Source organism: Nocardia otitidiscaviarum, assembly GCF_007362295.1.
GTDB classification, from domain to species: Bacteria; Actinomycetota; Actinomycetes; order Mycobacteriales; family Mycobacteriaceae; genus Nocardia; species Nocardia otitidiscaviarum.
Map to the genome: position 1 here is coordinate 1,592,269 of NZ_CP041695.1, position 26,323 is coordinate 1,618,591.

Consider the following 26,323-nt stretch of genomic DNA (forward strand, 5'->3'; position numbering starts at 1 on the left):
AATACCGTGACGGACGACAGACGCCTGGCACACGACCCGATCGCCATTGTCGGGATGTCGGGCCTGCTGCCCAAGGCACGCAATCACCGTGAGTACTGGCAGAACATCATCGACGGCGTGGACTGCACCGAGGAGGTGCCGCCGTCGCGGTGGAGCCTGGACGACTACTACGACGCGGATCCGGCCGCCCCGGACAAAACCTATTCGCGCCGTGGCGCATTCCTGCCCGATATCGACTTCGACCCGCTCGAGTTCGGCCTGCCGCCGAACCAACTCGAGGTGACCAGCACCATGCAGACCCTCAGCCTGGGGGTGGCTCGGGATCTGCTCGCCGACGCCGGTGCGACCGGATCGCCGTGGTACGACCCGGCCCGGACGGGCGTGGTGCTCGGCACCACCGGTCCGGTCCCGCTCATGCATCCGCTGGCCGCGCGGCTGTCCACGCCGGTGTTGAAGGAGGCCGCGCGCTCGGTGGGGCTCACCGACCGGGACGCCGATGCCATCGCCGACCGCTTCGTCGCGGCCTTCGCCCCCTGGGAGGAGAACTCGTTCCCGGGCCTGCTGGCCAATGTGGTCGCCGGGCGGGTCGCCAACCGCCTCGGCCTGGGCGGGATGAACTGCACCGTCGACGCCGCCTGCGCGGCCTCGCTGGCCGCCATCCGCACCGCCATCGCCGAACTGCGCGACGGCCGGGCCGACATGATGATCACCGGCGGGGTGGACACCGAGAACACCATCTTCATCTACCTGTGCTTCTCCAAGGTGGGCGCGCTGTCGCCGAGCGGGCGGATCAGCCCGTTCGCCGCCGGGGCCGACGGCACCCTGCTGGGTGAGGGCATCACCATGCTGGCGCTGCGCCGCCTGGCCGACGCCCGGCGCGACGGCAATCGGATCTACGCGGTCATCCGCGGTCTCGGCTCCTCCAGCGACGGGCGTTCCAAGAGCATTTACGCGCCCCGGGCCGAAGGACAGCGGGTGGCCTTGGATCGCGCCTACGCCGACGCGGACTGCTCACCCGCCGACGTCGAACTCATCGAGGCGCACGCCACCGGCACCGCCGTCGGCGACAAGACCGAGCTGACCGCGTTGAAAAGTCTGCTGTCCGAAGCGAGTCCGGAAACCCGGTTCGCGGCGCTGGGCAGTGTGAAATCGCAGATCGGCCACACCAAGGGCGCGGCGGGTACGGCGAGCGTCATGAAACTCGCGCTGGCCCTGCACCAGAAGGTGCTGCCGGGGACCATCAATGTCGAGGCCCCCAATGCCGAGATCGACGCGGCGACCGCGCCGTACTACGTGAACAGCCGCACCCGGCCGTGGATCCGGGACCCGCGGCGGCCGGTGCGCCGGGCGGCGGCCTCGGCAATGGGCTTCGGCGGCACCAACTTCCACCTGGTGCTGGAGGAGGCGGACGCGACGCGCGGGCCGGTGCTGCACCGGGTGCCGCGCGCCCACCTCTGGCACGCGCCCGACGTGGCCACGCTCATCGACGCGGTGCGCGACAGCGCGGGCGGTGACGGCGGGGATATTCCGGACGGCCACGTCCGCATCGGATTCGTCTCGCTCGACGACGACTCCACCGACCATCTGCGGGCGCTCGCGGTGGACGAGCTGGTGCGCAACCCCGATGCGGCGCACTGGGATCACCCGGAGGGCGTGTACTTCCGGGCTGCGGCGCTGCCGGACCGCAAGGTCGGCGCGCTGTTCGCCGGTCAGGGCAGCCAGTACGTCGATATGGGTGCCGACGCGGCGCTGAACAATCCACCCGTCGGCGCGGCCTTCGACGCCGCCAACGCCGGATTCGCCGATGCGCCCGTGCGGCTCGGCGCGGTGGTGTTCCCGCCGCCCGCCTTCGACGAGTCCGCGCGGGAGGAGCAGGAGAACACCCTGCGCCGCACCGAATTCGCACAGCCCGCCATCGGGGCGCTGTCGGTGGGGCAGTACCGGGTGCTGTCCGAGTACGGATTCCGGGCGGACGGGTATCTCGGACACAGCTTTGGTGAGCTCACCGCGCTGTGGGCCGCCGGGTCGGTCACCACCGAGCAGTTCTTCGGGCTGGCGCGGGCGCGCGGCGCGGCCATGACGGTGGCCGACGACGTGGACGCGGGCACCATGGTCGCCGTCGCCGCCGCCCGCGACGCGGTGGAGGCGCTCATCGACGGCATCGACGACGTGTGGATCTGCAATCACAACGCGCCCGATCAGGTCGTGGTCGGCGGTGGCACCGACGGGATCGCGACAGTGACCGAGCGCTGTGCCGAAAACGGCTGGGCGCTAAGACATCTGCCGGTGTCCGGCGCGTTCCACACGCCGTATGTCGGCCATGCGGTGACGACGTTCGGGGCGGCGGTCGCGGAGGTGGAGATCGGTGCGCCGGACGCGCCGGTGTACGCCAATACCCGGGGCGCTGCCTACGGCGAGGACGTCGACGGCAATCGCGCCACCCTCACCGCGCAGCTCAGCAATCCGGTGGAGTTCGCCGACGCCCTGGCCGCCATGCGGGCCGACGGCTGCACCGTCTTCGTGGAGTTCGGTCCCAAGCAGGTGCTGACCTCGCTGGTGCGCCGCAACTACGGTGACGAGGTGATCGCCATCGCGACCGACTCCGGGCCGATCGGCAATGGTGACCTCGCGCTCAAGCGGGCCGCGGTGCGGTTGGCCGTGCTTGGCTTCGATATTCGCGGGATCAATCGTTTCGCCGTCGCCGAACCGCCGGTGGTCACCTCGAAACCCGCCATGGCGGTGACACTTTCGGCTCCCGAGTACGTGCCGGAGAGACGTCGCGCCGCCTACGCCGCCGCCCTGTCGGACGGCTATCGCGTCACCGTGGACGCTCCCGCGCCACCGGCACCGGCGCCCGTGCCGGTGCCCGCCCCCTCGCCCGCGATCATTCCCTCGAACGGACAATCGGAGAACCACGTGTCAGCGGACCCGCAGTACCGAGAGCCCGCGAGCGCCCTGGACAGCGCCCTCGCCCAGCATCTGCACACCCACCGCCACTACCTGGACGGCCAGCTCGATCTGGCGCGCGGACTCGCGGGAGCGCTGCGCGACGGCGCCCTCGACGATCTGACCGTGCGCGCCATCGAGGCCGTGAAGGAGCACGGCGTGGCCATCAGCGACAGCCACTCGCGAGCCAGCGAGGTGCTGGCGCAGCTGGCCGAGTTGGAGGGTGGGGTTTCGGTGCCGCCGCGCTCCACGGCGGTCACGGTGGACGCCGAGCCGGTGCGGTCGCTCGTGCCGGGCAATGGGGGCCGGGAGGAGCGCGTGCCGGAAGTCACCGCACGGCGGTCGCTGGGGTCCGGCAGTGGAGATGCCGTTCCCACAACGCTGGGGAGCGAATCCGCGTCGGTCGCGGCGCGGGAGGTTTCCGAGACTGCCTCGCGCCTCGAATCGGTCGCCGATGTGCCACACGGTCTGTCCGGTGCTGGGCAGTCGAATTCCGAGGCGGCCACGGCCGATTCGGCCCTCTCGGGCGAATCCCTGCGGCAGGCGCTGCGGGAGGTGGTGGCCGAGAAGACCGGGTATCCGGTGGACATGGTCGATCCGGCCATGGATCTGGAGGCGGATCTGGGTGTGGATTCGATCAAGCGGGTGCAGGTGATCGGGGCGCTGCAGGAACGGTTCCCGGCGCTGCCGAGTCTCGGTCCCGAGCAGTTGGGTACGTTGCGGACGCTGGATCAGATCGCGGACCTGCTCGCGGGTTCGGCGGGGGCGCAGCCCGATACCCTTGTCGCTGCTCCAGCGGACGGACAGGTCGTAGTCGATGCGTCGGATGACGCGCTGCGGCGGACGCTGCGGGAGGTGGTGGCCGAGAAGACCGGGTATCCGGTGGAGATGATCGATCCGGCCATGGATCTGGAGGCGGATCTGGGTGTGGATTCGATCAAGCGGGTGCAGGTGATCGGGGCGCTGCAGGAACGCTTTCCGGCGCTGCCGAGTCTCGGTCCCGAACAACTGGGCACGCTGCGCACGCTCGATCAGATCGTGGCGGAGCTGGCCGGGGGTGATGTCCACCCAAAAGCTGAGGCCGCGGCCCGGACGCCGCGGCACCTCGTCGAACTCGTCGAACTTGCGCCGGTGGATCTCGTCGTGGATCTGCACCGGACGGCCGGGCGCGCCGCGGTGGTGTGCCTGGACCCCTCCGCCGAAACCGATTGCGAGGCGGTGGAGGAGGAGTTGCGCGAGCGCGGCTGGCAGGTTCGCCGTGCCGACGGTGCCGCCGAACTCGGTGGCGCTCCGATGGATGTGTGCGTGGTGGTCGCGGGTGTGGCGTCGGAATGGGAGCAGGCGCAGCGTGTTCTGAGCGACGGCATTCTGGTGGCCGGACGGGCCTTGCCCGGACTGGGCGGTGCGAGCGGCCGGGCCGGTTTCGTCACCGTCACGCGGATCGACGGGCAGCTCGGGTTCCGGGGTGCGGCACCGGTGGCGGCGCTGCTGGGCGGCCTCGGCGGTGTGGTGAAAACACTTGCCGCCGAGCAGCCCTCGCTGTTCTGCCGGGCACTCGACGTCGATCCGGCGGTATTGCCGGGACAGCTGGCCGAGATCGTGCTCGAGGAGCTGTGCGATGCGGCGCGGGACACCGTCGAGGTCGGGGTGGACGCGGCGGGGCGGCGGCGCACGCTGGTGCCGAGTCGGCACGCGGCGGCGCGGGACAGCGATATCGTGCGGTCCGACACGGCCTTCGAGATCGACAGCCTCACCGCGGACGACGTCCTACTGGTCACCGGTGGGGCGCGCGGGGTGACGGCGACCTGTGTGCGTGCGTTGGCCCAGGTGTGCCCGGCCCGGTTCGTGCTGCTCGGCCGGACCGAACTGGCGACGGAACCGGACTGGGCGCAGGGCGTGACCGATGCGGAGCTGAAGTCCGCGGCGGTGCGGGCACTCGCCGGGAACGGGGTGACGCCGCGCGCGATCGACCGGCTCTGCGCGGGTGTACGGGCGGGGCGCGAGATCCGTTCCGTGCTGGACGAACTCGGTGAGCGGGCGGAGTATGTGGCGGTCGATGCCACCGACGCCGAAGCCCTGCGGTGGGCGCTGCTGCCGTGGCGCGACGCCATCACCGGCGTCGTACACGGGGCCGGGGTGCTCGCGGATTCCCTGATCCCCGACAAGACGCCGGAGTCCATCGAACGGGTACTGCGGCCCAAACTCGCCGGACTCGCCGCGGTGCTGGACATCGTCGCGGAGCCTCGGCACCTGGTGCTGTTCACCTCGGTGGCCGGACTGTTCGGCAATACCGGGCAGGCGGACTACGCGGCGGCCAACGAGGCGTTGAGCCGCTTCGCCGTCAGCTGGGGCCGCCGCTACCCGGAACGCCGGGTGACCGCGCTGGCCTGGGGCGCGTGGGACGGCGGCATGGTGACACCCGCACTGCGCGAACACTTCCGGAGCCTGGGCATTCCGCTGCTGGATCCGGCCGCCGGAGCGGCGGCGTTCACGGCGCAGTTCAGCACCGCGCGGCGTCCGGAACCGGTACTGCTCGTCGGTGCGGCGACACCGCTGTCGGCGGGCCAGGTCGAGACGGGGCCGGTCCGGGCCCGCCGCGGGTTGGCCGGACTGGTCGACGAACCGGTCATCGCCGCCCATCGGATCGGTGCGCACATCGTGCTGCCGGCGACATTCGGACTGGGCGCGATGGTCAACCTCGCCGAACGCGCCGGAGCGGGGCGAACGGTGGTGGGCGTGCGCGACTTCCAGGTGCTCAAGGGGCTGGTCTTCGACCATCCCGTGACCGCGCTGGACCTGGAGATCGAGCCGATCGGGTCGGTCGACGGGCACGAAGCGGTGCGCGCCACCGTCTTCGGTGACACCACCGCTCACTTCCGGGCCACGCTGCTGTTCGGGGAGCCATCGGAACCCTCTGCCCGGCAGCGGGTTCCGGGCGACGCGGGCACGGATGCCGAGCGGATCTACCGCGACGCCATCCAGTTCCACGCTCCCGCACTCCAAGGGCTGCGCCGGATCCGGTCCGAGAGCGACACCGCGATCGTCTTCGAGTGCTCCCTCCCGGCCGAACCGGTCGCCTTGGGCGCGTACGCGGGCCGACTGCACAATCCGGTCACGGCGGACCTCGTCCTGCAAGGGCCACCGGTCCTGGGCCAACGCCTACTCGGCACGGCCTGCCTCCCACTCGGGATCGGCCGCATCGACTACCACGCACCCCTCCCGACCGGCGAGCCCTTCCTGCTCCAGGTCGACAACCCCCGGCCCGCCCGCCTGGAGGCCCGCATCGACGCCACCGCGCTGGGCACGGACGGGACTGTGCTGCAACGATTCTCGGACGTCACCGTGGTGACGACACCCGATCTGACGGAGAAGTTCCGGACCTCGGTGAGGCGGTGGACGGCATGACAGCGCTGGAATTCGACGGGATCGCCTTCGACCCGACGGGCGTGGGGCGCGACTACGCCGCAACGGACGTGCGGTCCGACGGCACCGAGAGTGCGTCGGCCGCGAACCCGATCGCGGAGATCCGGGCGGGCGTCGTGGCCGCACATCGTGCCGCGCTGTCAGCGCAGGCGGCCATGCAATGGGCAGTGTGGCGGCGGGCGGGCGCGCGGGCGGGGCAGCCGGAGCTGCCAGATTCGACAGGCGTTCCGCGGCCGGTCGCGATGCCACCGGCCCTGGAGAACAACGGCACCGGTATGACGGATGGTGGCCGCCGTGTCGCCGCGCGCGAAGGGGCATTCAAGCCGCTCGCCAGGAGCGAGCGTACTCGGTTGGACCGAGCGGCCCTGGCGGCCCTGGCGCGCGGGGAGGTCGCCGACGTGTTCGGAGTGTCCTACCGGCGGGCCGGGGTCGAGTCGGCGGTGCGGCTCGCCGCGCGCGGTCCGCTCGTGCTGACGGAGGTCACCGACGTCGAGCTGTACGGCGGTGCCGGGAACGGCCGGGTCGTCGCGTATTTCGACGGCGATACGGCTGCGGCGGCCACCCAGGCGGCCGAGCTGTTCGCCCTGTACACCGGGATGCCGCTGTGCCTGTCCGGGAGCACGCTCAGCACCGGTGTTGTCGGGGCGCCGGTGGTCACGTCGGGAACGGTCGAATTGGTGGTCGAGGCGCTCGATCTCGTACCGCGGCCGTTCGTGCGGGCGCGGGCGGAGTTCCGGGACGCCGCCGCACTCGAGGTCACCGTCATGGTGGTCGAGGCGGCCGGGGCGGATGTCGGCCCCGGTGGGGCGGTGCGCGGGCCGCTGCTCAACGAATTCCATATGGCCCACCTGGCGCGCGGCGATCAGGGGATCGCCATGGGGCCGGAATTCGACGCGTATACCGGCGTGCGGGCGACCCGGCTGCCGACCGGCGGGCTGCTGCTGGTGGATCGGGTGCTCACCTTCGACGGTGCGCGGGGGCAGCTCGACAGTGCCTCCTACACCACCGAATACGACTCCCCGGCCGACTCCTGGTACTACGCGGATACCGCCAACGAATCCATGCCGCACTTCGTGTACATGGAGACCTCCCTGCAGGCGGCGCTGCTCATGGGCTACTACGCGGGGCCGACGCTGACCCAGCCCGGCACCACGCTCAGCCTGCGCAATCTGGGTGGTACCGCCACCGTGCTGCGGCAGGTCGACCTGCGCGACCGCACCATCGTGCAGTCCTCGCGGCTGCTGTCCACCACTATCCTGCCCGGATCCTCGCTCCAGACCTTCGATTACACGCTCAGTGTCGACGGTGCGCCGTTCTACCGGGGCGAAACCATGTTCGGCTACTTCAGCGACGAGGCGCTGGCCAACCAAACCGGCTTGGACGCCGGACGTTTCGCGCCCACCTGGCTGGCACGGCATCCAGAGGCGCGCACCCGGGTGATCGACGTGGCGGCCCGCCGCGCCGATCCGGCCGCCCACCTGTGCGCCCGCCGCACCCTCGCCCTCATCGACCGCGTGGAGGTGGTGGACGGCGGCGGCGAGCACGGCGCGGGATACCTGCGCTCGCTGCGGGAGATCGACCCGTCGGATTGGTTCTTCGCCCGCCACTTCCACCTCGATCCGGTGATTCCGGGATCGCTGGGCGTGGAATCGGTGATCCACGCCGTACAGGAGTGGATGATCGACACCGGATTCGCCTCGGACATGGCCGATCCCGCCTTCCGCATCCCCGCCGATATCGCCTTCGGCTGGCGCTATCGCGGCCAGTTCCTGCCCACCGACGGCACCGTCGAACTCGAGGCGCACATCAAATCGGTGCGGCGGGAGCCGGGGCGGGTGACCGTCACCGTGGACGGCTCGCTGTGGAAGCCCGGCCTGCGCATCTACGAACTCGTCGATCTCGCCATCGAACTCGTCGACCGAAAGGCCCGACCGTGACGACACTCGGATACCAGGCCGTGGCGGAAACGGCCGCGGAGATCAGCGCACTGCTGCTCGACCTGGACAGTCCCTGCTGGATCATCCGGCACGAGGGCCGGGTGGCCGCCACCGCCCACGCGGCGACGGCGGCCCGCTCTCAGGTGCTCGCCGCCGTGGGACCGCTGCCGCCGGAACAGCTCGGCGACAGCGGTTTCCGGGCCGCGCACGGCGTGCGGGCGGCGTACGCGGCGGGGGCCATGGCCAATGGCATCGCCTCCCCGGCGCTGGTGACGGCCATGGCGGAGGCCGGATATCTCGCCTCCTACGGGGCGGCGGGCGTACCGCCCGCGGGCGTCGAATCCGCGCTGGCGGAACTGTCGCGGCGGCTGGGTGACAGGCCGTTCGCCTGCAACCTGATTCACAGCCCGTCCGAGCTGGCCTTGGAGCGGGCGATCGTCGATTCCTGCCTGCGGCACGGCGTGCGCTGTGTGGAGGCGTCGGCCTTCATGGACCTCACCCCCGAAGTGGTGCGCTACCGTGCCGCCGGGCTGTCGGTGACCCGGGAGGGCCACATCGACAGCCGACATCGGTTGATCGCCAAGGTGTCCCGGGTCGAGGTGGCGGAACTGTTCCTGCGCCCGGCCCCGGCCCGGCTGCTGCGCCCGCTGGTCGACGGCGGGGTGCTCACCGCCGAGCAGGCCCGGCTGGCCGAACAGGTCCCGCTGGCGGACGACATCACCGCCGAGGCGGATTCGGGCGGCCACACCGACCGCAGACCACTGATGGTGCTGCTGCCCGAACTGGTGGCCGCCCGGGACCGGGTGGCGCGCACGGTCGCGGCCGCCGCCGGGGTCCGGATCGGCGCGGCGGGCGGTATCGGCACCCCCGATGCCGCCGCCGCGGCCTTCGCCATGGGCGCGGCCTATATCGTCACCGGCTCCATCAATCAGGCCGCCCGCGAGGCGAATCAGTGCGAGGCCACCAAACGCCTGCTCGCCTCGGCCGAGTTCGCGGACTGCGTCATGGCCCCGTCCTCGGACATGTTCGAACTCGGCGTGCAGGTGCAGGTGCTGCGGCGCGGCACCATGTTCGCCGCCCGCGCGCAGCGCCTCTACGACCTGTACCGGGCCCACGACGGTATCGACGCCCTGCCCGATGCGGTGCGGCGAGAACTGGAGACCACGCTGTTCCGGCGTCCCCTGGAACAGGTGTGGCGCGAGTGCGTGGACTACTTCACCGAACGGGACCCCGACCAGCTCACCCGGGCCGCCGACGATCCGAAAGCCCGGATGGCCCTGGTGTTCCGGTGGTACCTCGGCCTGTCATCGGGCTGGAGTATGCGTTGCGAGGCCGATCGCGCCGCCGACTACCAGATCTGGTGCGGCCCGGCCATGGGCGGATTCAACCGCTGGGCCGCCGGCACCTATCTCGCCGCACCCGAGAACCGTTACGTCGCCGATATGGCGCACCAGATGATGGTCGGCGCTGCCCATCTCACCCGTGTCGCCCAGTTGCGCACCGCCGGCGTGCGGCTGCCCGCCGCCTGCGCCCGGTACGTGCCGCGTCCGAGGGAGGAATCATGACCACACTCGAAGCCGGGAACGATACGGGCACAGCGTGGTTGCTGTGCCCGGCCTGCGGAGCGATGATCTACGCGGCACGGTACGAGCGCACCGCCCGGGTGTGCCCGGAATGCGACGGCCACGGCATGCTCACCGCCGACCAGCGCATCGGGCAACTGGCGGACCCGGATTCGGCGGTGCCGATCGAGGCGCCGGTGACGGTGCGAGATCCGTTGGGGTTCACCGATTCCCGCTCCTATCCGGAGCGGATGGCGCAGGCGCGGGAGCGCACCGGCATGCCGGACGCCGTCCGGTGCGTGCGCGCCACGCTGGGCGGCACCCCGGTGGTGTTGGCGGTCATGGACTTCCGGTTCCTCGGTGGCAGTCTGGGCAGTGCGGTCGGCGCGGCGGTGACCGCCGCCGCGGATACGGCGCTGGCCACCCGGGCGCCCTTGATCATCGTCGCCGCCTCCGGGGGAGCGCGCATGCAGGAGGGCATCGTCGCCCTCATGCAGATGGCCAAGACCAGTGTGGCGCTGCGGCGTCTGGACGACGCGGGCATTCTCACCGTCTCGGTGGTCACCGATCCCACCTACGGCGGGGTGGCGGCCTCCTTCGCCACATCCACCGACATCATCATCGCCGAACCCGGTGCGCGCCTGGGCTTCGCGGGGCCGCGCGTCATTCGCCAGACCATCGGCGAAACCCTGCCGCCCGGCTTCCAGACCGCCGAATTCCTGCTCGAACACGGCATCGTCGATCTGATCGCCCACCGATCGGCACTGCGGGACACCCTGATCCGGCTGGTCGCGCTGACGGTGCGGCCCACCCGCACCGCGGTGCCCGATCCCGACGCGGTGCTCACCGATCCGACCCGACTGGCCGACCGTGATCCGTGGGAGCGGGTGCGGGCCGCACGCGAACTGGGCCGCCCCACCACCCTCGAGCACATCGCGGGGGCCTTCGAGGAGTTCACCGAACTGCACGGCGACCGGATGGCCGCCGACTGTCCGGCCATGGTCGCCGGCCTCGCCCGCCTCGGCGGCGTCCCGGTGGCGGTGGTGGGCACCCAGAAGGGGCATACCGCCGTCGAATTGGCGCGGCGCAACTACGGCATGCCGAGCCCGGCCGGATACCGCAAGGCCGCGCGGGTGCTGCGGCTGGCGGCCAAACTCGGACTGCCGGTGATCGCCCTGATCGACACCGCCGGTGCCTATCCGGGGGTGGCCGCCGAGCGGCAGGGGCAGGCCGTCGCCATCGCCGAATCCCTGAAACTGCTCGCCGGGCTACCGGTTCCGGTGGTGTCGGTGATCACCGGCGAGGGCGGCAGCGGGGGAGCCCTGGCGTTGGCGCTGGCCGACCGGGTGCTGGTGTGCGAGAACGCCGTCTACTCGGTGATCAGCCCCGAGGGGTGTGCCGCCATCCTGTGGCAGGATCCGGCCGCCGCGCCCCGTGCGGCCGCCGCTCTGCGCGTGGACGCCGCCGCCCTGCTGGAACTCGGGATCGCCGACGCCGTCGTCCCCGAACCGGCCGGTGGTGCGGATGCGGACCCGCTCGCCGCCACCGAACTGCTGGGCCGCGCCCTGCGGCTGGCGGTGCATGAACTGCGGGCCTGGCCGGTGGCCGAACTGCTCACCGGACGGCACGCGCGCTTCCGCGCCTTCGGTATCGCCCGAGAAGACCTTCAGGAGACACGATGACCGAGACCCTGCCCACCGACACCGCGGGCCGCGCCGTGAGCGCCGCCGAGGCGGACCACAGCCTGGCCGTGCTCACCCGGCACGCGCTCACCGTCCGGTCCGGAACCGCGCCCGCACCCACCTCGGTGACCGTCGCCAATGGACCGGTGCTGTTGCGGATCAGCTGGGAGGACCGGCTCGCGTCGGGTGCGGCCGCGTCCGTGGCCGACGCGAGTTCGTCGCCCGCCGACGCCTCCGGGGCGGTCGCGCCCGGAGCCGCCGCCACCGGGTCGGACACGACCGTGCCGACCCAGGAAAACGGTTTGGACGCCGGTACTTTCACTCTCGCCGCGGAAACCGTCGGCGTCTTCTACCGTGCCCCCGAGCCCGGCGCGGCACCCTTCGTCACCGACGGTGATCCGGTGCGGGCCGGTCAGCAGGTCGGCATCGTCGAGGCGATGAAGCTGATGATTCCGGTGACGGCCGCCCGCGACGGGCGGGTGGCCGAATTCCTGGTCGGTGACGCCGAACCCGTGGAGTACGGGCAGCCGCTCATCCGTTTCGAGGAGGTCCGATGATCGGCCGCATCCGCACCGTACTGGTGGCCAATCGCGGCGAGATCGCCGTGCGCGTCATCCGCACCTGCGCCGAACTGGGCATCGCCACGGTCGCCGTGTACTCGGAGGCGGACCGCGAGTCGGCGGCGGTGCGGCTGGCCGACCGTGCCGTGCGCATCGGCCCCGGCCCGGCCAAACGCAGTTATCTGCACATTCCGGCGATCATCGAGGCGGCCCGGGCGACCGGGGCCGATGCCATCCACCCGGGTTACGGATTCCTGTCGGAGAACCCGGATTTCGCCGAGGTGTGCGAGGCGGAGGGGTTCGTCTTCATCGGCGCGCCCGCCGATGTGATGTCCCGGCTGGGCGACAAGTCCACCGCGCGGGCGCTGATGAGCGCCGCCGGACTGCCGCTGCTGCCCGGCAGCCACGATCCGATCGACGGTGTGGAGGCCGCGCAGGCGCTCGCCGACGAGATCGGCTACCCGGTCATCATCAAGGCCGTGGCCGGCGGCGGTGGACGCGGCATGCGGGTGGTCCGCCACGCCGCCGAATTCGCCGTCGCGTGGCAGGAGACCCGCGCCGGGGCCGCCGCGGTCTTCGGCGACGGCCGCCTGTACGTGGAGCGCTATCTGGAATCCGCCCGCCATGTGGAGGTGCAGATCCTCGCCGACACCCACGGCACCGTGGTGCATCTGGGTCTGCGCGACTGCTCGCTGCAACGGCGACACCAGAAACTGGTGGAGGAGTCGCCCGCCCCCGGCCTGTCCGCGGAACTGGCCGAGCGCATCGGGGCCGCGGCCGTCCGGGGCGCGCGGGCCGTCGGCTACGTGGGCGCGGGCACCTTCGAATTCCTGCTCGCCCCCGATGGCGAGTTCTACTTCATGGAGGTCAATTGCCGCCTCCAGGTGGAGCATCCGGTCACCGAGATGGTGACCGGCGTCGACCTGGTGGCCGAGCAGGTGCGCATCGCCGCGGGCGAACGGCTCACGGCCACCGCGGCCCGACCCGCCGGCGTGGCCATCGAATGCCGCATCAATGCCGAGGACCCGGACCGCGAATTCGCGCCCGCCCCGGGCACACTCGGCGAATGCCTGCTGCCGGGCGGACCGTTCGTCCGCGTCGACACCCACATCCGCACCGGCTACGCCGTTCCCCCGCACTATGATTCGCTGCTGGCCAAGATCATCGTCTGGGCCCCGGACCGCCCGGCCGCGATCGCCCGTATGCGCCGGGCGCTCGCGGAAACAACCGTGCGCGGCCCCGGCGTCGCCACCACCACCGAGTTCCTGCACGACATCCTCGACCATCCCCGCTTCCGCGCCGCCACCCACGACACTGCCCTCATCGGCACCCTCACCACCCGTGCCGCGGCGCTGACCTGAAACGAACGAGTCCGATAAGGAACGAGCGGCCCGCCACGGAATGATCCGTGGCGGGCCGCTCGCGTATTCGGTCACGCTATTTCAGACCCGAGCGGACGAAGGCGTTCACGATGTGCCGTTGCAGGACCAGGTAGAGGAGCAGGACGGGCAGGCAGGCGAGGGAGGCGACGGCCATCATGGGACCCCACTGATCGCCCTCGGTGCCCATGAAGCTGCGCAGGCCCAACTGCAGCACGCTGTTGGACTGGCGCAGCACCACCGCGGGCCAGAAGTACTCGTTCCAGGCGTTGATGAACAGCAGAATGCCCAGGGCAGCGAGGGCGGGGCGGAGGTTGGGGACGACCACGGTCCAGAGGATGGACCAGGAGGAGCGGCCGTCGATCTTGGCGGCCGCGATGAGCTCCTTGGGGAAGGCCGCCATGTGCTGGCGCAGCAGCAGCACCGCCAGCGCCGAGCAGAGCGTCGGAAGGACCACGCCGATCAGGGAATTGATCAGACCCAGGCGGTTGAGCAGGATGTAGTTGGGGAGCATGGTCACCTGGAAGGGGACCAGCCAGGTGCCGACGAAGGCCAGGTACAGCAGCCGTTGCAGCGGGAAGGTGTACATGGCGAAGGCATAGGACGCCAATAGCGCGATGAGCAGCTGCCCGGCCGCCGAGAGCACCGCCACGAAGAAGGTGTTCGCGATCAGTCCGGTGATGTCCACCTTGTGCGCGGCGTCGGCGTAGTTGCCCAGGGACAGCGGCCAGGGGATGGGGGACAGCGAGGTGATGTCCTCGGGGCGGCGCAGCGCCGTCGCGAACAGCCAGTAGATGGGGAAGACGCACAGCAGCGAGGTGGCCGCCAGCAGCGCATGGCTGCCGAGGGTCCGCACGCGGTCAATCGTCATGGAAGGCAACCTTTTCCGACATCCAGACCAGGATTCCGGCGAGCACGCCGAAGCCGAGGAACAGCAGCACCCCCGCCGCCGCGCTGAGACCGGCGTCGAAGCTGTGGAAGGCGTAGTCCCAGAGCAGGTAGTAGATATTGGTGGTGGCCTGCGCGGGCCCGCCCTGGGTCATGGAGTCGATGAGCGGGAAGGTCAGGGTGGGACTGAGCAGGACGGTGGTGAGCACCAGGAACATGAGGGTGGGCGAGAGCAGCGGCAGCGTGATCCAGCGCCGGATCTGGCCCGGACTCGCGCCGTCCACCCGCGCCGCCTCGTCGTAATCCCCACTGATACCGGCCAATCCGGCCCACACCACCAGCACCGCGAAACCCAGCAACTGCCAGCCGGTGATGCCGATGATCACGGCGTGGGCGGTGGTGGCGTCGTACACCCAGTTACGGTGGGTGCCCAGCACCTGGTCCACGAAACCGCTGCCGGGATGCAGCAGCCAGCGCCACACCGCGGCGGCGGCGACCGGCGCGACCAGGAACGGCGCGAACACCAGCGCGTGATAGACGGTGCGGGACCGACCGCGCACCCGGCGGCTCGCCAGCGCGATGAGCACCGGCAGCACGACCGTGAACGGCAGCATGCCGACGATGAGCACCGCGGTCCGGCCCAGGGAGTCCCGGAAGGCCGGAAGGTCCAGCAGCCGTTCGTAATTGGCGGCGCCCACCGATCGCATCGGTGAACTGGGCAGCATGTTCCACGAATAGGTGGACAGCTGGAACGCCTGGGCCAGCGGCTGATAGGTCCACACGAACAGGAGGAACAGCGCGGGCGCGAGATACAGGTACGGGGCGACTCCCCGCACCATCCGCGGGATCACGGGGCGACGCGGCGGCGGCGCCGCGGCCACTGTGGGCCGCGACGCCGCCTCCGGTCGTTCAGCGACGACGAACACCGCTCACCGGGTTCCCGCGTGATCGCCACGCTGGTCGATGGACCGCAGGTACTCCAGCATGTCGCCCTCGGCCCGGTTGTAGAGCTCCGGGGCGGGGGTGGCCTCCACCGCGCTCACCACGAAGGCCGAACCGAGCACATCGATCCGGCTGTATCCGAATCCGCTCACCGCCCGCTGGCGGCCCACCGGGGCCATGGCGTCGATGCGGTAGGCCAGCGCCGGACCCACCCACACCGGGATACCGGCCAGGCTGCCCGCCGCGGTCATATGGTTGTGCCCGCACAGGATCATGCCCACATCGCTGTCCGCCACCGCCGCCTCCAGCAGTTCGATCTGCCCGAGCCCGAGCAGTTCGGCCGCCGGGATGGCCGAGCGCAGCGGCGGATGGTGCAGCACCAGCAGGGTGCCGCGGGGCGCGGGCCGCCGCAGCTGGTCGGTCAGCCAGGCCAGCTGATCGAGTTCCAGCTTGCCCGTATGCCGTCGCGGTGTGGTGCTGTCCAGCGCGATGATGCGCAGGCCCGCCACCTCGACCACCTGATCGTGCGGGACGTCCGCCGCCACCGCACCCGGTGCGTGGCCCAGCAGTTCGACCCCGAAGGCGGTGCGTTCGTCGTGGTTGCCCATGGCGTACACCACCTCCGCGCCCAGTTCGGCCGCCGCGGGTTCCACCGCCTCCCGCAGCCGCCGGTACCCCTCCGGCGACCCGCTGTCGGTGAGGTCGCCGGACAGCACCAGGGCATCGACCGGTCCGGAGGCCCGCAGCCGATCCAGCACGTGGTGCAGATTCTCGTAGGTGTCCACCGCGTCGTAGAGGCGTTCACCGGCGGGACGGATGTGGGTGTCGGTGAGCTGGACGACGGTCAGGTCCCGCATGTCGTGGGATGTCATGCGGCCGGAAGGAGTTTCGAGCCCTCGGTGCGGGCGGCGGTCAGGGTGGACTGCGGATCCGCGCCCTGGTACACGATGGCCTCGACGGCATCCATCATGCCGTCGCGGATCTGCAGATAGCTGTCGCCCGGCATGGACACCCACGGCTCCATGGCCGCCAGCTGCGCCACATTGGGGGCCAGCAGCGGATTGGCCGCCGCCCACGCGCCCAGCGAGCCGGGCTCGTTCATGAGTCCGGTGCGCAGCGGCAGATAGCCGATGTTCTGCGAGATCTTCACGTACGACTCCTCACTGGTGAGGAATTTGATCAGCTCCCACCCCGCGCGCTGCTTGGCCGGGTCGTTGGACAGAATGTGCAGGCCCGCACCGGAATTGGTGGGTACCGTCGGCTTGTCGCCGAAGCGCGGCATGGTGGTCGAGCGCAGATCCCACTTGTCCTTGGCGCCCTTGACGAAGACGCCCTGCACGGCGCTGGTCTCCAGGATCATGCCGATCTCACCGCGGGCGAAACCCTCGTAGCCCTGCTTCTGCGCGAGCTTGGGCATACTGCCGGAGTTCACGAGATCCTGTGCCATCCGGGTGACCTCGACGACGGGGGCGTCGGCGTAGGTGAGGGTGCGGCGGTCCTCGGAGATGACGCGGCCGCCATTGGAACGCACCAGCGCCTGGAAGCACCAGTCCTTCGACGTCTTGGTGAGGCAGTCGATGTAGACGCCGCCCTTACCGGTCGTCGTGCTGATGGCCTGCGCCGCGTCGGCGACCTCCGCCCACGTGGCCGGAGGCTTGGCCGGGTCCAGACCGGCCTCGGTGAACAGGGTCGCATTGTAGTACAGCACCGGCGTGGAGAACACGAACGGCACGCCGTAGGTGTGGCCGTCCCAGTCGTCGAGGGTGCGGGCGCGGTCGGCGTACGGTACCCGGCCGTCGAAGTTGCGCTGCACCTCGTCCGCGCCGAACAGTACGTCCAGCGGCTTGGCCTGCAACTGGTTGATGGTGAAATCCAGGTCGCTGAAACCCAATTGGGCCACGTCCGGGGTGGTGCCCGCCACCATCTGGTTCTGGATGCTGGAGATGGTGTCGGTGGCCGGGTTGGGGCTGTTGCCCTGCGGCTTCTGCGCGGTGACCTTGATATTGGGGTGCTGCTCGCCGAACTCCGCGATCAGTTCGTTGAAGGTGTCGGTCCACGCCCCGGCCAGGCCGTAGTTGTAGGACTCGAACACGATCGACACCTGCTGGTCGGGCTCGAGTTCGGGGACCTGTGCGGTGGTCGTGGCCTCGGTGGCGGTGGTGCCGCCGAGGCCGCAGCTGCTGACTGCGACGGCGGTGGCGAACACCAGGCCCAGGAAGGGCGCGGTGCGTTTCACGGGATTCTCCTCATCGAATGGTGGTGCGGACATCAGGGGACGGGCACGGCCGCCGCGTCCGGGGTCGGTGTCGGATCCGCGTTCGGCTGCTGCCAGGTCAGGCGCAGTCCGGAGTCGGGATGGAACAGGTGGATGTGGGCGGGATCGACCCGGAAGCCGATCTCCTGCCCCGCGCGCACCCCGGCCGGTCGCGGGGTGCGCGCGCACAGCGTGTGGGTGCCGGTGTCGACGTGCACCAGTTCCTCGCTGCCCAGGTTCTCGACCATGGTCACGCGCCCGCGCACGGCGGTGGCGTCGGCGTCGACGCGCAGCCGTTCGGGGCGGATTCCGGCGGTGACCACGGTGTCCTCGCCGGAATCCGCCGTGATGCCCAGAGCGGCGTCGATGCCGTCGGCCATCACCCGCAACCCGCCGTCGCGCCGGGTGACGACCGCGGGAAACAGGTTCATGGGCGGGGAGCCGAGAAATCCCGCCACGAAGGCGGTGCGGGGGCGGTCGTAGAGCTCCTCGGGGGTGCCGACCTGTTCCACCCGGCCCGCGTCCAGCAGTGCGATCCGGGTGGCCATGGTCATGGCCTCCACCTGGTCGTGGGTCACGTACAGGAAGGTGGCCCCGAGGCGGCGGTGCAGGGCGATCAGTTCGGCGCGGGTGGCGCTGCGCAGTTTGGCGTCCAGATTGGACAGCGGCTCGTCCATGAGGAAGGCGCCCGGATCGCGAACCATGGCCCGCGCCAACGCGACTCGCTGCCGCTGCCCGCCCGACAATGCGGCCGGGCGGCGATCCAGCAGCGCCGACAGCTCCAGTGTGCGCGCCACCTCGGCGACGCGTTCGGTGATGCGGGCGCGCGGCTGGCGGCGCGACCGCAGCGGGAAGCCGATGTTCTTCGCCACCGTCAGATGCGGGTACAGCGCATAGCTCTGGAACACCATGGCCAGATCCCGCCGCTGCGGTGCGGCGTCGGTGATGTCGTTGCCGTCCAGCAGGATTCGTCCCGATGTCGGTTCCTCCAGCCCCGCGATCATGCGCAGCAGGGTGGATTTGCCGCAGCCGCTGGGGCCGAGCAACACCATGAACTCACCGTCGGCGATGTCGAGGCTCACCTCGCGCACCGCGTACTCCGTGCCGAATCTCTTGGATACCGCGTCGATGTGCAGCCGGGCCACCGGTTCTCCTTCAGACCGGCGCGCCGGTCGTGATCCACGTCGCCACACCGGCCGCGATGGCGGGGGCGTCCTTCACCCACCGGAAGTGGTCGCGATGGACCACCTCCGAGTTCTCGTCGATATGCCAGCGGCTCACTCGCGCGGCGGGCATGCGCGAGACCAGGAAGTCGACATTCGATTTCGGCCCGAGCACGTCCTCGGACAGCGAGATGACCAGGGCGGGCAGGGTCATGCGGGCCAGCAGGCTGTTGTAGCGGCGGGTGGTGCCGCGCGGGCGGTAGTAGCTGGTGAGCGAGTGGACCGACCAGTCGACCATGACGCCGCCGGGCATGGGCGCGGGAATCAGCACCCCGCCGGGCCAGTGGCCCTTGAACCGCGCGACCAGGCCGATCCACTGGATCTGGCTCAGCGCCTCGAACCAGCGGCGCGGGCCGAAGGCCCACCAGAACACCGTGCCGGTGCCGATCACCGTCACCCCGGCGACGCGCTCGGGTTCGGCGGCCGCGAACAGCAGGGCGAGCTGACCGCCCAGGCTGTGCCCGAACAGGTGCACCGGCGCGTCCGGGAAGCGCTGCTCGACCGCGCCGACAATGGCGGGCAGGTCGATCTCCAGCATTTCGCGGTAGCCGAAATCGGTGTGCTCGCCCAGCGGCGGCGTCGCCTCGCCGTGGGCGCGCAGGTCCACGGTGGCGACCGAAAGGCCCTGGGCGTGCAGTGCCTTGGCGAGCGGCAGGTAGGTGCGCGCCTTCATGGCCATGGCGGGCAGGATCAGCACGACGGGCGCGTCGGCGCGTTCGGCGGGCAGCCAGCGCACGGTGAAGGCGACACCGTCGGAGGTCTCGACGCGGGTCGACGCCAGGGCGCCGAACTCCGAACGCGATTCGGGGGTCGCGGTGGTCATCACGCCTCCGCCCCGGCGATGGCCACATCGCACACGTAGTCGAAGGTGAACTTGGCGACCGTCACGTCATTGTCGTCGAGCAGGATTGCCTTGCCGGACAATTCGAAGCGCCGCGACTCGGTGGCGGCCAGGATCTCGGCCAGCTCGCGCGGATCGACGGTGGCGACGGCGCGGATGCGGCCCAGCGCCGGTTTGCGGTAGGCGGCCGACCCGCCGCGCAGCACCAACTGCGCGATGGTGTGCAGCCGGGTGGCCGCACCGCCCACGAAGGCCGCCGCCCCCGCGATATCGGCGGCGGTGAACAGGGCCCCGGCGTGCACGGTGCCCATGTGGTTGCGCACGGCCTCACCGGCCGGGATCTCGACCACCGCGCGGTCGGCGGAGATCTCGGTGACGACGGTGCCCACCTGGCGGCCGAACGGCACCATGGCCTGTGAGACAGCGCGCAGGTAGCCGTAATCCACGGCATCGGGGTCGAGTTCCGGGTACGCCGCGGCGAAGCCGGACAGGGTTCTCGTGGTCATCGGTGCTACTCCGTTCAGCGGGGTCCGCGCAGGACGCGGCGGGCTATGGACCAGCGCAGGACCTCGGAGGGCCCCTCGTAGATGCGGAAGGCCCTGGCCTCGACCAGGAACCGGGCCACCAGGTGGTCCTCACAGACGCCGAGGCCGCCGTGCAGCTGCACGGCGCGGTCGAGAACGCGCCAGACCGCCTCGGAGACGAAGGTTTTGGTGATCGCCGCCTCGTGCCGGGCCTGCGGCGAGGACGGGCCGTGCGCGTCGATGGTGGCGGCGGTGCCGCGTACCAGGCCGCGGGCGGCGGCGATGTCGATCTCGCTGTCGGCGACGAGCGCCTGCGCCATGCCGTGCTCGGCCACCGGGACGCCGAAGGACGAGCGTCGCGTGATGTGCTCGACGGTGAGCTGCTGTGCCCGCACCGCCAGCCCGAGCCAGTTCATGCAGAACACCAGCCGCGACGGCGCCAGCCGCACCTGCGCCAGTTCCAGCCCCCGGCCCACCTCGCCGAGCACCGCGGAATCGGGCACCGCGCAGTCGGTGAAGCGCACCTCGCAGTGTCCGCCCGGGGCGCTGGTGCGGTCCAGGGTGGGCATGCGGCGGCCCACCCGCATACCCGGATTGTCCTGGTCGACCAGGAACATGGTGGGGCCGTCCGTGGTCGCGGCCACGCAGATGACGAAGGCCGCGCCCTGTGCGCCGGTGGTGAAGTGCTTGTCCCCGTTGATGACCCAGCCGTCGTCGGTCTCCTCGGCGACGGTGCGCAGCATGCGCGGATCCGAGCCCGCGCCGGGCGCGGGCTCGGTCATGGCGATGGCCGAGCGCACCTCGCCGGAGGCCAGCGGGGCCAGATAGCGTTCCCGCTGCTCGGCATCGGCGACATGGCTGAGCAGATGGATATTGCCGTCGTCGGGGGCCCAGGCGTTCACCGCGAGCGGGCCGAGCAGGCTGGCCCCGGCCGCTTCGAGGACCTCGGCCTGGCCGCGGGTGTCGAGTCCCAGGCCGCCGTGGCTCGGATCGGAGAGCGGGCCGAAGACCCCGGCCTCCTTGGCCTTCTTCTGGAGGTCCAGCCGCAGCGCGTCGTCGGTGACGCGTCCGCCCGCCACCACCTCGCGTTCCACCGGGATCACGTGGTCGAGTACGAACTGTCTGGTCCTGTCGACCAGTTCCGGTACAGCGCTCATGGGGTCAGTCTGTGGCGGCGGGGGCGGTCGCGGCCGGGGCGATAGTCAATCTCGATCGGTCTAATCGACTCCGGTGCGCGGGAGCGGATCGGGCGCGCGGCTCGGTCAGGGTGTTGGCGACACCGATTCCGAGGGGATGCGATGACCGAGTTGACGGTCCGGGTGACCGATCGCCGTGACGTTGCCGAGGGTGTGTTCGCACTCGATCTCGCCGCCGTCGACGGCGGCGCACTGCCGACCTGGTCGGCGGGCGCTCACATCGACGTGGGTGTCGGCGCGGCCGGGGTGCGGCAGTACTCGCTGTGCGGCGACCCCGCCGACGGCAGCCGGTGGCGCATCGCCGTCCTGCACGAGCCCGGCGGCCGGGGTGGTTCCGACCACCTGCACCGCACCGCGACACCCGGTACGGAACTGTCGGTTTCGCTGCCCCGCAACCATTTCCCACTCGTCGCGGCACCGGAGTACCTCTTCGTGGCGGGCGGGATCGGGATCACCCCGATCCTGCCCATGCTCGCGGCGGCCGAGCGGGCCGGGGCGCGGTGGACCCTGCACTACGGTGCTCGCACCCGGGCGCATATGGCCTTCGCCGACGAGCTGGCGCGCCGGTATCCGGGGGTGAACCTGGTGCCGCAGGACGAATTCGGTCTGCTGCCGCTCGCACGGATTCTCGCGGAATCCGCCGCCACGGTGTACTGCTGTGGTCCCGCCCCGTTGCTGGACGCGGTCGAGAATGCCTGCGGCAGTAGGGGGCTCGCGGTGCACACCGAGCGTTTCACCGCCCGTGACACCGGCGACGCGGTCGACCGGGAGTTCGAGATCCGCTTGGCCGCCAGCGCGCGCACCCTGCGGGTGCCCGTCGGCCGGTCCATCGCGGACGTGCTGGAGGGCGCGGGCCTGCCGGTGATCACCTCGTGCCGCGAGGGCACCTGCGGCAGCTGCGAGACCGCCGTCCTGGACGGCGAGATCGACCACCGCGACACGATCCTGACCGCCGCCGAACGCGAGCGCGGCGACACCATGATGCTGTGCGTCTCGCGGGCGCATTCGGATGTGCTGGTCCTGGATCTGTAATGCGCGGTCGATGCCGGAATCGGGTCACACAGGCGTGCGCGTACCCCACGCGCCGGTCTCCCGTTCGGGAACACGAGAAAGTAGAAGGAAACACATACCGATGAGGAAAACTGCCGCGGCGTCCGCGCTGCTCGCCGCCGCGCTGTGCGTCACCGCCGGAGCCACCGGTACGGCTCAGGCCGAGGACGGCGTCGTCAACTACACCGCGACCACCACCGAAACCTCCACCGTCATCACCACCGACGCGGGCTCCCTGGACGTCGACAACGGCGTGCTGAAGATCAAGGCCCCCAACGGCGATGTCATCGCGGGCACCGAACTGTCCTTCCGGGTGGACGAATTCGTCTTCCCGATCGCCGCCGACATCGTCGACCGCACCGTCACGCTCACCCCGCTGTTCAGCCTCGCGCACGCGGAGTACAAGCCGGTCGCCCTGCCCTTCGAGGACAAGGCGCCGTGGAAGTCCGAATACGACCGGGAGAAGGACGCCTGGACCCGGATGACCTCCACCATCAGCCTGGGCGCGGCGGTCGCCGCCCTGGTCGGCGGTATCGGCGGCGCGGGCGTGGGCTGCATCCTGGGCGGCATCGCCGGCGCCACCATCGCCTCGGCCACCATCGTCGGCCTGTTCGGACCGTTCATCCCGGCCGCGGCCGTCGGCTGCATCGGCGGCATCCTCGCCATGGGCTCGCTGGGCGCCGTCGCCGGTCAGATCCTGATCACCGCGCCGGTCGCCATCATGGCGGCCGTGCAGTACTTCACCACCATCAATTCGCCGATGCCCAACCAACCGGCGAAGTAGGGACTCCGGCGCGGAGCGCCGGGGGGACAGGGACCCCGCTCGGACTTCGGTCCGGGCGGGGTCTCGTCGGACATTCGATCGGCAGGGAGGAACAATTCATGACCAGCACCGACACCCCGGTCAACGGCACCGTCGCCGCGCGCGTGCGTGAGCTGACGGAGGTCTTCGCGCGGGGACTGCAGGAGAACCTCGGCGTCGGCGCGTCGCTGGGCATTCGCCTGGAGAGCGCCGGGGACGGGTACACCCGCTACTACCTGGACCCGAATCCGGCGACCATCAATGCCATGTTCACCGTGCACGGCGGCGTCATCGCCACCCTCATGGACACCGCCATGGGCAGCGCGGTGTTCACCAGACTCGGTGACGGCGTGGCGTATACGACGCTGGAGCTGAAGGTGAACTTCATTCGTGCGGTCACACTCGACGGCAGTCGGCTCACCTGCGAGGCCACCGCCGTGCACGTGGGGCGCAGCACGGCGACGGCGGAGGGGCGGATCACCGACGCCAACGGGAAGCTGATCGCGCACGGCACCACCACGATTCTGGTGCTGCGGCCGCAGGGCTGAGCGGCATGGGAAAGGGCCCCTCGGCGAGGGGCCCTTTCGGTCGTGCTCGACGCGGGTCAGGCCAGCGACCGGCACTGGGCGATGAAGGTGGCCAGTTCGTCCACCCGGTCCGTGCGCGCGTCCACGGCCCGGTCGATCACCTTCAGCAGATGTTCGTAGGCCAGGGTGTGGTCGTAGTCGGCGACGTCGGCGATGCGCAGCGCCCACCGCCAGTAGCCGCGCAGCGTATCGGCAAGGGGCATGCGGAATCCCGCGATGACGTCCCGGATCGGCTCCACCGCGGCGTCGCCCTGGATGCGCAGGTAGCGGGTCACCACATCGGCCATGAAGCTGAAATGCCGCGCCTCGTCGCGCGACAGCCGGGTCAGCACCGCGCCCAGCACCGGATCACCGGACACCTCCCGCAGCTGCTGGTAGTACATCTGCGTGGCCTTCTCCTGGACCAGCGCGTAGGCGAAGAACTGCACCGGATGCGCGTAGGGCAGGTCGAACGGCTTGCGGCCCTCGACCGCCAATTCCGAACGCAGCGAGGCGCGTTCGGCGATACCCGACGCCTCCTGGTAGCGCGTCAGGGCGCGGGCGTGGGTGTCCTCTTCGAGGGCCCAGCGGACGGTGAAGTGGTAGAGCTCCCGATTGTGCACGGCGGTGGGCAGGTCCACGGTGTCGTCGATCGGGAAATTCCGTTGGTACACATCGAAGTACCCGGGCAGGTGGTCCTCGATGTAGGTCACGAACCGGACCGCGGAGCGCTGCCCCTCGGTCAGGCGGTCGGCGTCGGCGGCCGCCCAGTCGAACGCGGTCTCCACATCCCAGGCGCGGGTGGCGGGCGAGGCGGCCAGGAAGCCGTCCACGGCCGCCGCCAGCTCGTCCGCGGGTAGCAGCGCGGATTCCAGATTCACGATCCCTCCCTGGCGTCAGCGGGCATTGCGGCACACCAGCGCGTAGTGCTTGGTGGTGTAACCCCAACCGGCATTGGCGATCTCCAGGTAGTGCCGCAGCGTCGCGGCCAACCCGGTGCGGTGCACGTCGATGCGGTCGGCGGCGGCGTCCACATTGGCGATCCAGTCGTCGATGGTGCGCCGATAGTGTTCGGTGAGGTCGTCCACCGAGATGATGGAGAAGCCGGCGTCCTCGGCGGCGGTGACCAGATCCGACAGCGGCCGCAGATCGCCCCAGCCGAAGATGTCGGCGCGCACGAACTCGGTACCGGCCCGCTCGTCGAAGGCGCGGTGCGCGGCGGCATTGCGGAAGCAGCTCTCCGAGACGTACAGGGTGCCGCCGCGGCGCAGCACCGCGCGGGCCCGTCGGAACACCTCGTCCAGATCGGGCATGTGCACGATGGAGCCGAGCATGCTCACCGCGTCCACGCTGCGGGCGGGCAGCTCGAGCCGTTCGAAGTGCCCGACGCGGGTGCGCACCCGATCGGCCACCCCGCGTACCGACGCCTGCTCGGCGATGTACTCGTGCTGGCGCGGTGCCGGGCTGATGCCGAGGGTGTCGCCGCCGAACTCCTCGGCCATGAACAGGATCAGCGCACCCCAGCCGCAGCCGACGTCCATGAGCTGCTCGCCGCCGCGCAACCCGAGCCGGTCGGCGACGAAGCGCAGTTTGTTGCGCTGGGCGACCTCCAGGGTGTCGCCGTCGGATTCGTAGAGCGCCGAACTGTACTTGCGCAGCGGGTCCAGGAACTGGCCGAAGATATCGGGATCGAGGTCGTAGTGCTGATTGGTGTCCGCCGTGACCGTCACGCCGCCGCCTCGCGCAGCGCCTTGGACACCACGGCCACCACGTCGGCCAGGGTGGCGGTGCCGAAGACGTCCTGGTCGTCGAGTTCGATGTCGTAGGTGCGTTCGATGCGGGCGATCATGCGCAGCACGCGCACCGAGTCGACACCGGCCATGCCGCGCAGGTCGGCGTCGGGCAGCAGCACCGATTCGGCCAAGCCGGTTTCCGCGGCGGCGATCTCGGTGACAGTGCGCAGGATGTCGTCGGTGGAGGTGGTCATGGCTGAACTCCGTTCGGGGAGAGGGGATTCGCCGTGGCGATGGCGTGGGAGAGCAGGGCGACCTCGTCGTCGCCGAGCGTGAGTCGGTGGCGCACGTCGGTCAGCGCGAAGGGTTGGTAGGTGGCCGACGAGGTGGCGCACACCGCCCCGTCGGCATCGAGCACATCGGCCGACGTCTGGATGAGGTCGCCCTTGTCGCTGTCGGAAAGCCGTGCGATGCAGTGGTATTCGTGGTCGACGAGCAGCGGTGTCAGGAAGCGGGTGCGCTGGGAGACGGTGAAGGCGGGTACCCGCCGGGCCAGCACGATCAGATTCCCCATCACCTCGTCACAGACCACGCCGACGAGACCGCCGTGCACCACACCCGGATAGGACTCGAAGGACCGGTCCAGCCGCAGGGATGCGGCCAGTCCCTCCGGATGCGGGGTGAAGGTGAGTCGCAGCCCGGACGGATTGTGCGGTGAACAGCCGAAACAGCGGTAGTCGGGGATCACCGACCAGGGCACCCGCACGGCGCTGTCGGTATCGGTGCCCGTATCGGCGTCGGCGCTGTGCCGCACG

21 protein-coding genes are annotated in these 26,323 nt (G+C 70.7%); 9 read left to right on the forward strand and 12 right to left on the reverse strand.

What is annotated here, in order from left to right:
* Positions 1-6 precede the first annotated feature (6 nt).
* From FOH10_RS06730 to FOH10_RS06755, 6 genes are read left to right on the forward strand one after another with little or no spacing between them, the layout of a single operon-like run.
* Positions 7-6,351 carry a type I polyketide synthase gene (locus FOH10_RS06730; protein WP_143980062.1) on the forward strand — a complete coding sequence of 2,115 codons (6,345 nt, stop codon included), beginning with the start codon at positions 7-9 and terminating at the stop codon, positions 6,349-6,351.
* Positions 6,348-8,306: a hotdog family protein gene (locus tag FOH10_RS06735; RefSeq protein WP_143980063.1), complete on the forward strand. Its 1,959-nt coding sequence runs from the start codon at positions 6,348-6,350 to the stop codon at positions 8,304-8,306. Before FOH10_RS06730 ends, FOH10_RS06735 begins: the two co-directional genes overlap by 4 nt.
* Positions 8,303-9,871: a PfaD family polyunsaturated fatty acid/polyketide biosynthesis protein gene (locus FOH10_RS06740; protein ID WP_143980064.1), complete on the forward strand. Its 1,569-nt coding sequence runs from the start codon at positions 8,303-8,305 to the stop codon at positions 9,869-9,871. Before FOH10_RS06735 ends, FOH10_RS06740 begins: the two co-directional genes overlap by 4 nt.
* Positions 9,868-11,550, forward strand: coding sequence for an acetyl-CoA carboxylase, carboxyltransferase subunit beta (gene accD, locus FOH10_RS06745; protein ID WP_143980065.1), 1,683 nt, complete (start codon positions 9,868-9,870; stop codon positions 11,548-11,550). The genes FOH10_RS06740 and accD overlap by 4 nt, the downstream gene beginning before the upstream one ends.
* Positions 11,547-12,107, forward strand: coding sequence for an acetyl-CoA carboxylase biotin carboxyl carrier protein (locus tag FOH10_RS06750; protein ID WP_143980066.1), 561 nt, complete (start codon positions 11,547-11,549; stop codon positions 12,105-12,107). Before accD ends, FOH10_RS06750 begins: the two co-directional genes overlap by 4 nt.
* Entirely contained in the window at positions 12,104-13,471 is a 1,368-nt protein-coding gene (locus FOH10_RS06755) for an acetyl-CoA carboxylase biotin carboxylase subunit (protein WP_143980067.1), read from the forward strand. The genes FOH10_RS06750 and FOH10_RS06755 overlap by 4 nt, the downstream gene beginning before the upstream one ends.
* Positions 13,472-13,547: 76 nt before the next feature.
* On the opposite strand, the gene FOH10_RS06760 is transcribed toward FOH10_RS06755, so the two are convergent.
* The 8 genes from FOH10_RS06760 to FOH10_RS06795 all read right to left on the reverse strand — a co-directional run bounded on the left by FOH10_RS06760 (position 13,548) and on the right by FOH10_RS06795 (position 21,318).
* Positions 13,548-14,360: a carbohydrate ABC transporter permease gene (locus FOH10_RS06760; RefSeq protein WP_029932634.1), complete on the reverse strand. Its 813-nt coding sequence runs from the start codon at positions 14,358-14,360 to the stop codon at positions 13,548-13,550.
* Positions 14,350-15,216: a carbohydrate ABC transporter permease gene (locus FOH10_RS06765; protein WP_143980068.1), complete on the reverse strand. Its 867-nt coding sequence runs from the start codon at positions 15,214-15,216 to the stop codon at positions 14,350-14,352. Before FOH10_RS06765 ends, FOH10_RS06760 begins: the two co-directional genes overlap by 11 nt.
* A 90-nt stretch (positions 15,217-15,306) precedes the next feature.
* Positions 15,307-16,191 carry a metallophosphoesterase gene (locus FOH10_RS06770; protein ID WP_244961729.1) on the reverse strand — a complete coding sequence of 295 codons (885 nt, stop codon included), beginning with the start codon at positions 16,189-16,191 and terminating at the stop codon, positions 15,307-15,309.
* Positions 16,188-17,555, reverse strand: a complete 1,368-nt coding sequence (locus FOH10_RS06775) for an ABC transporter substrate-binding protein (RefSeq protein WP_221937936.1) — start codon at positions 17,553-17,555, stop codon at positions 16,188-16,190. Before FOH10_RS06775 ends, FOH10_RS06770 begins: the two co-directional genes overlap by 4 nt.
* A 32-nt stretch (positions 17,556-17,587) precedes the next feature.
* Entirely contained in the window at positions 17,588-18,718 is a 1,131-nt protein-coding gene (locus FOH10_RS06780; protein ID WP_143980070.1) for an ABC transporter ATP-binding protein, read from the reverse strand.
* Between the two features lie 10 nt (positions 18,719-18,728).
* Complete coding sequence (locus FOH10_RS06785) at positions 18,729-19,619, reverse strand: alpha/beta hydrolase family protein (RefSeq protein WP_143980071.1); 891 nt, start codon at positions 19,617-19,619, stop codon at positions 18,729-18,731.
* On the reverse strand, positions 19,619-20,143 hold the full coding sequence (locus tag FOH10_RS06790) for a YiiD C-terminal domain-containing protein (protein ID WP_143980072.1): 525 nt from the start codon (positions 20,141-20,143) through the stop codon (positions 19,619-19,621). Before FOH10_RS06790 ends, FOH10_RS06785 begins: the two co-directional genes overlap by 1 nt.
* A 14-nt stretch (positions 20,144-20,157) precedes the next feature.
* Positions 20,158-21,318 carry an acyl-CoA dehydrogenase family protein gene (locus FOH10_RS06795; protein WP_143980073.1) on the reverse strand — a complete coding sequence of 387 codons (1,161 nt, stop codon included), beginning with the start codon at positions 21,316-21,318 and terminating at the stop codon, positions 20,158-20,160.
* A 141-nt stretch (positions 21,319-21,459) separates the two neighbouring features.
* Between FOH10_RS06795 and FOH10_RS06800 the strand changes: the two genes are divergently transcribed.
* From FOH10_RS06800 to FOH10_RS06810, 3 genes are all read left to right on the forward strand, one after another.
* Entirely contained in the window at positions 21,460-22,389 is a 930-nt protein-coding gene (locus FOH10_RS06800) for a PDR/VanB family oxidoreductase (protein ID WP_143980074.1), read from the forward strand.
* A 100-nt stretch (positions 22,390-22,489) separates the two neighbouring features.
* Positions 22,490-23,191 carry a DUF8020 domain-containing protein gene (locus FOH10_RS06805; RefSeq protein WP_143980075.1) on the forward strand — a complete coding sequence of 234 codons (702 nt, stop codon included), beginning with the start codon at positions 22,490-22,492 and terminating at the stop codon, positions 23,189-23,191.
* A gap of 98 nt (positions 23,192-23,289) precedes the next feature.
* Positions 23,290-23,757 (forward strand): PaaI family thioesterase, encoded by a 468-nt coding sequence (locus FOH10_RS06810; RefSeq protein WP_143980076.1) that lies wholly within the window; start codon positions 23,290-23,292, stop codon positions 23,755-23,757.
* A 56-nt stretch (positions 23,758-23,813) separates the two neighbouring features.
* Here the strand turns inward: FOH10_RS06810 and FOH10_RS06815 are convergent, their stop codons facing one another.
* From FOH10_RS06815 to FOH10_RS06830, 4 genes are read right to left on the reverse strand one after another with little or no spacing between them, the layout of a single operon-like run.
* On the reverse strand, positions 23,814-24,656 hold the full coding sequence (locus FOH10_RS06815) for an acyl-ACP desaturase (RefSeq protein WP_143980077.1): 843 nt from the start codon (positions 24,654-24,656) through the stop codon (positions 23,814-23,816).
* 15 nt (positions 24,657-24,671) lie between these two features.
* Positions 24,672-25,505 (reverse strand): SAM-dependent methyltransferase, encoded by an 834-nt coding sequence (locus FOH10_RS06820; protein ID WP_143980078.1) that lies wholly within the window; start codon positions 25,503-25,505, stop codon positions 24,672-24,674.
* Positions 25,502-25,762 carry an acyl carrier protein gene (locus tag FOH10_RS06825; RefSeq protein ID WP_029932621.1) on the reverse strand — a complete coding sequence of 87 codons (261 nt, stop codon included), beginning with the start codon at positions 25,760-25,762 and terminating at the stop codon, positions 25,502-25,504. Before FOH10_RS06825 ends, FOH10_RS06820 begins: the two co-directional genes overlap by 4 nt.
* Positions 25,759-26,322, reverse strand: coding sequence for a PaaI family thioesterase (locus FOH10_RS06830; RefSeq protein ID WP_143980079.1), 564 nt, complete (start codon positions 26,320-26,322; stop codon positions 25,759-25,761). The genes FOH10_RS06825 and FOH10_RS06830 overlap by 4 nt, the downstream gene beginning before the upstream one ends.
* Between the last annotated feature and the right edge of the window lies 1 nt (position 26,323).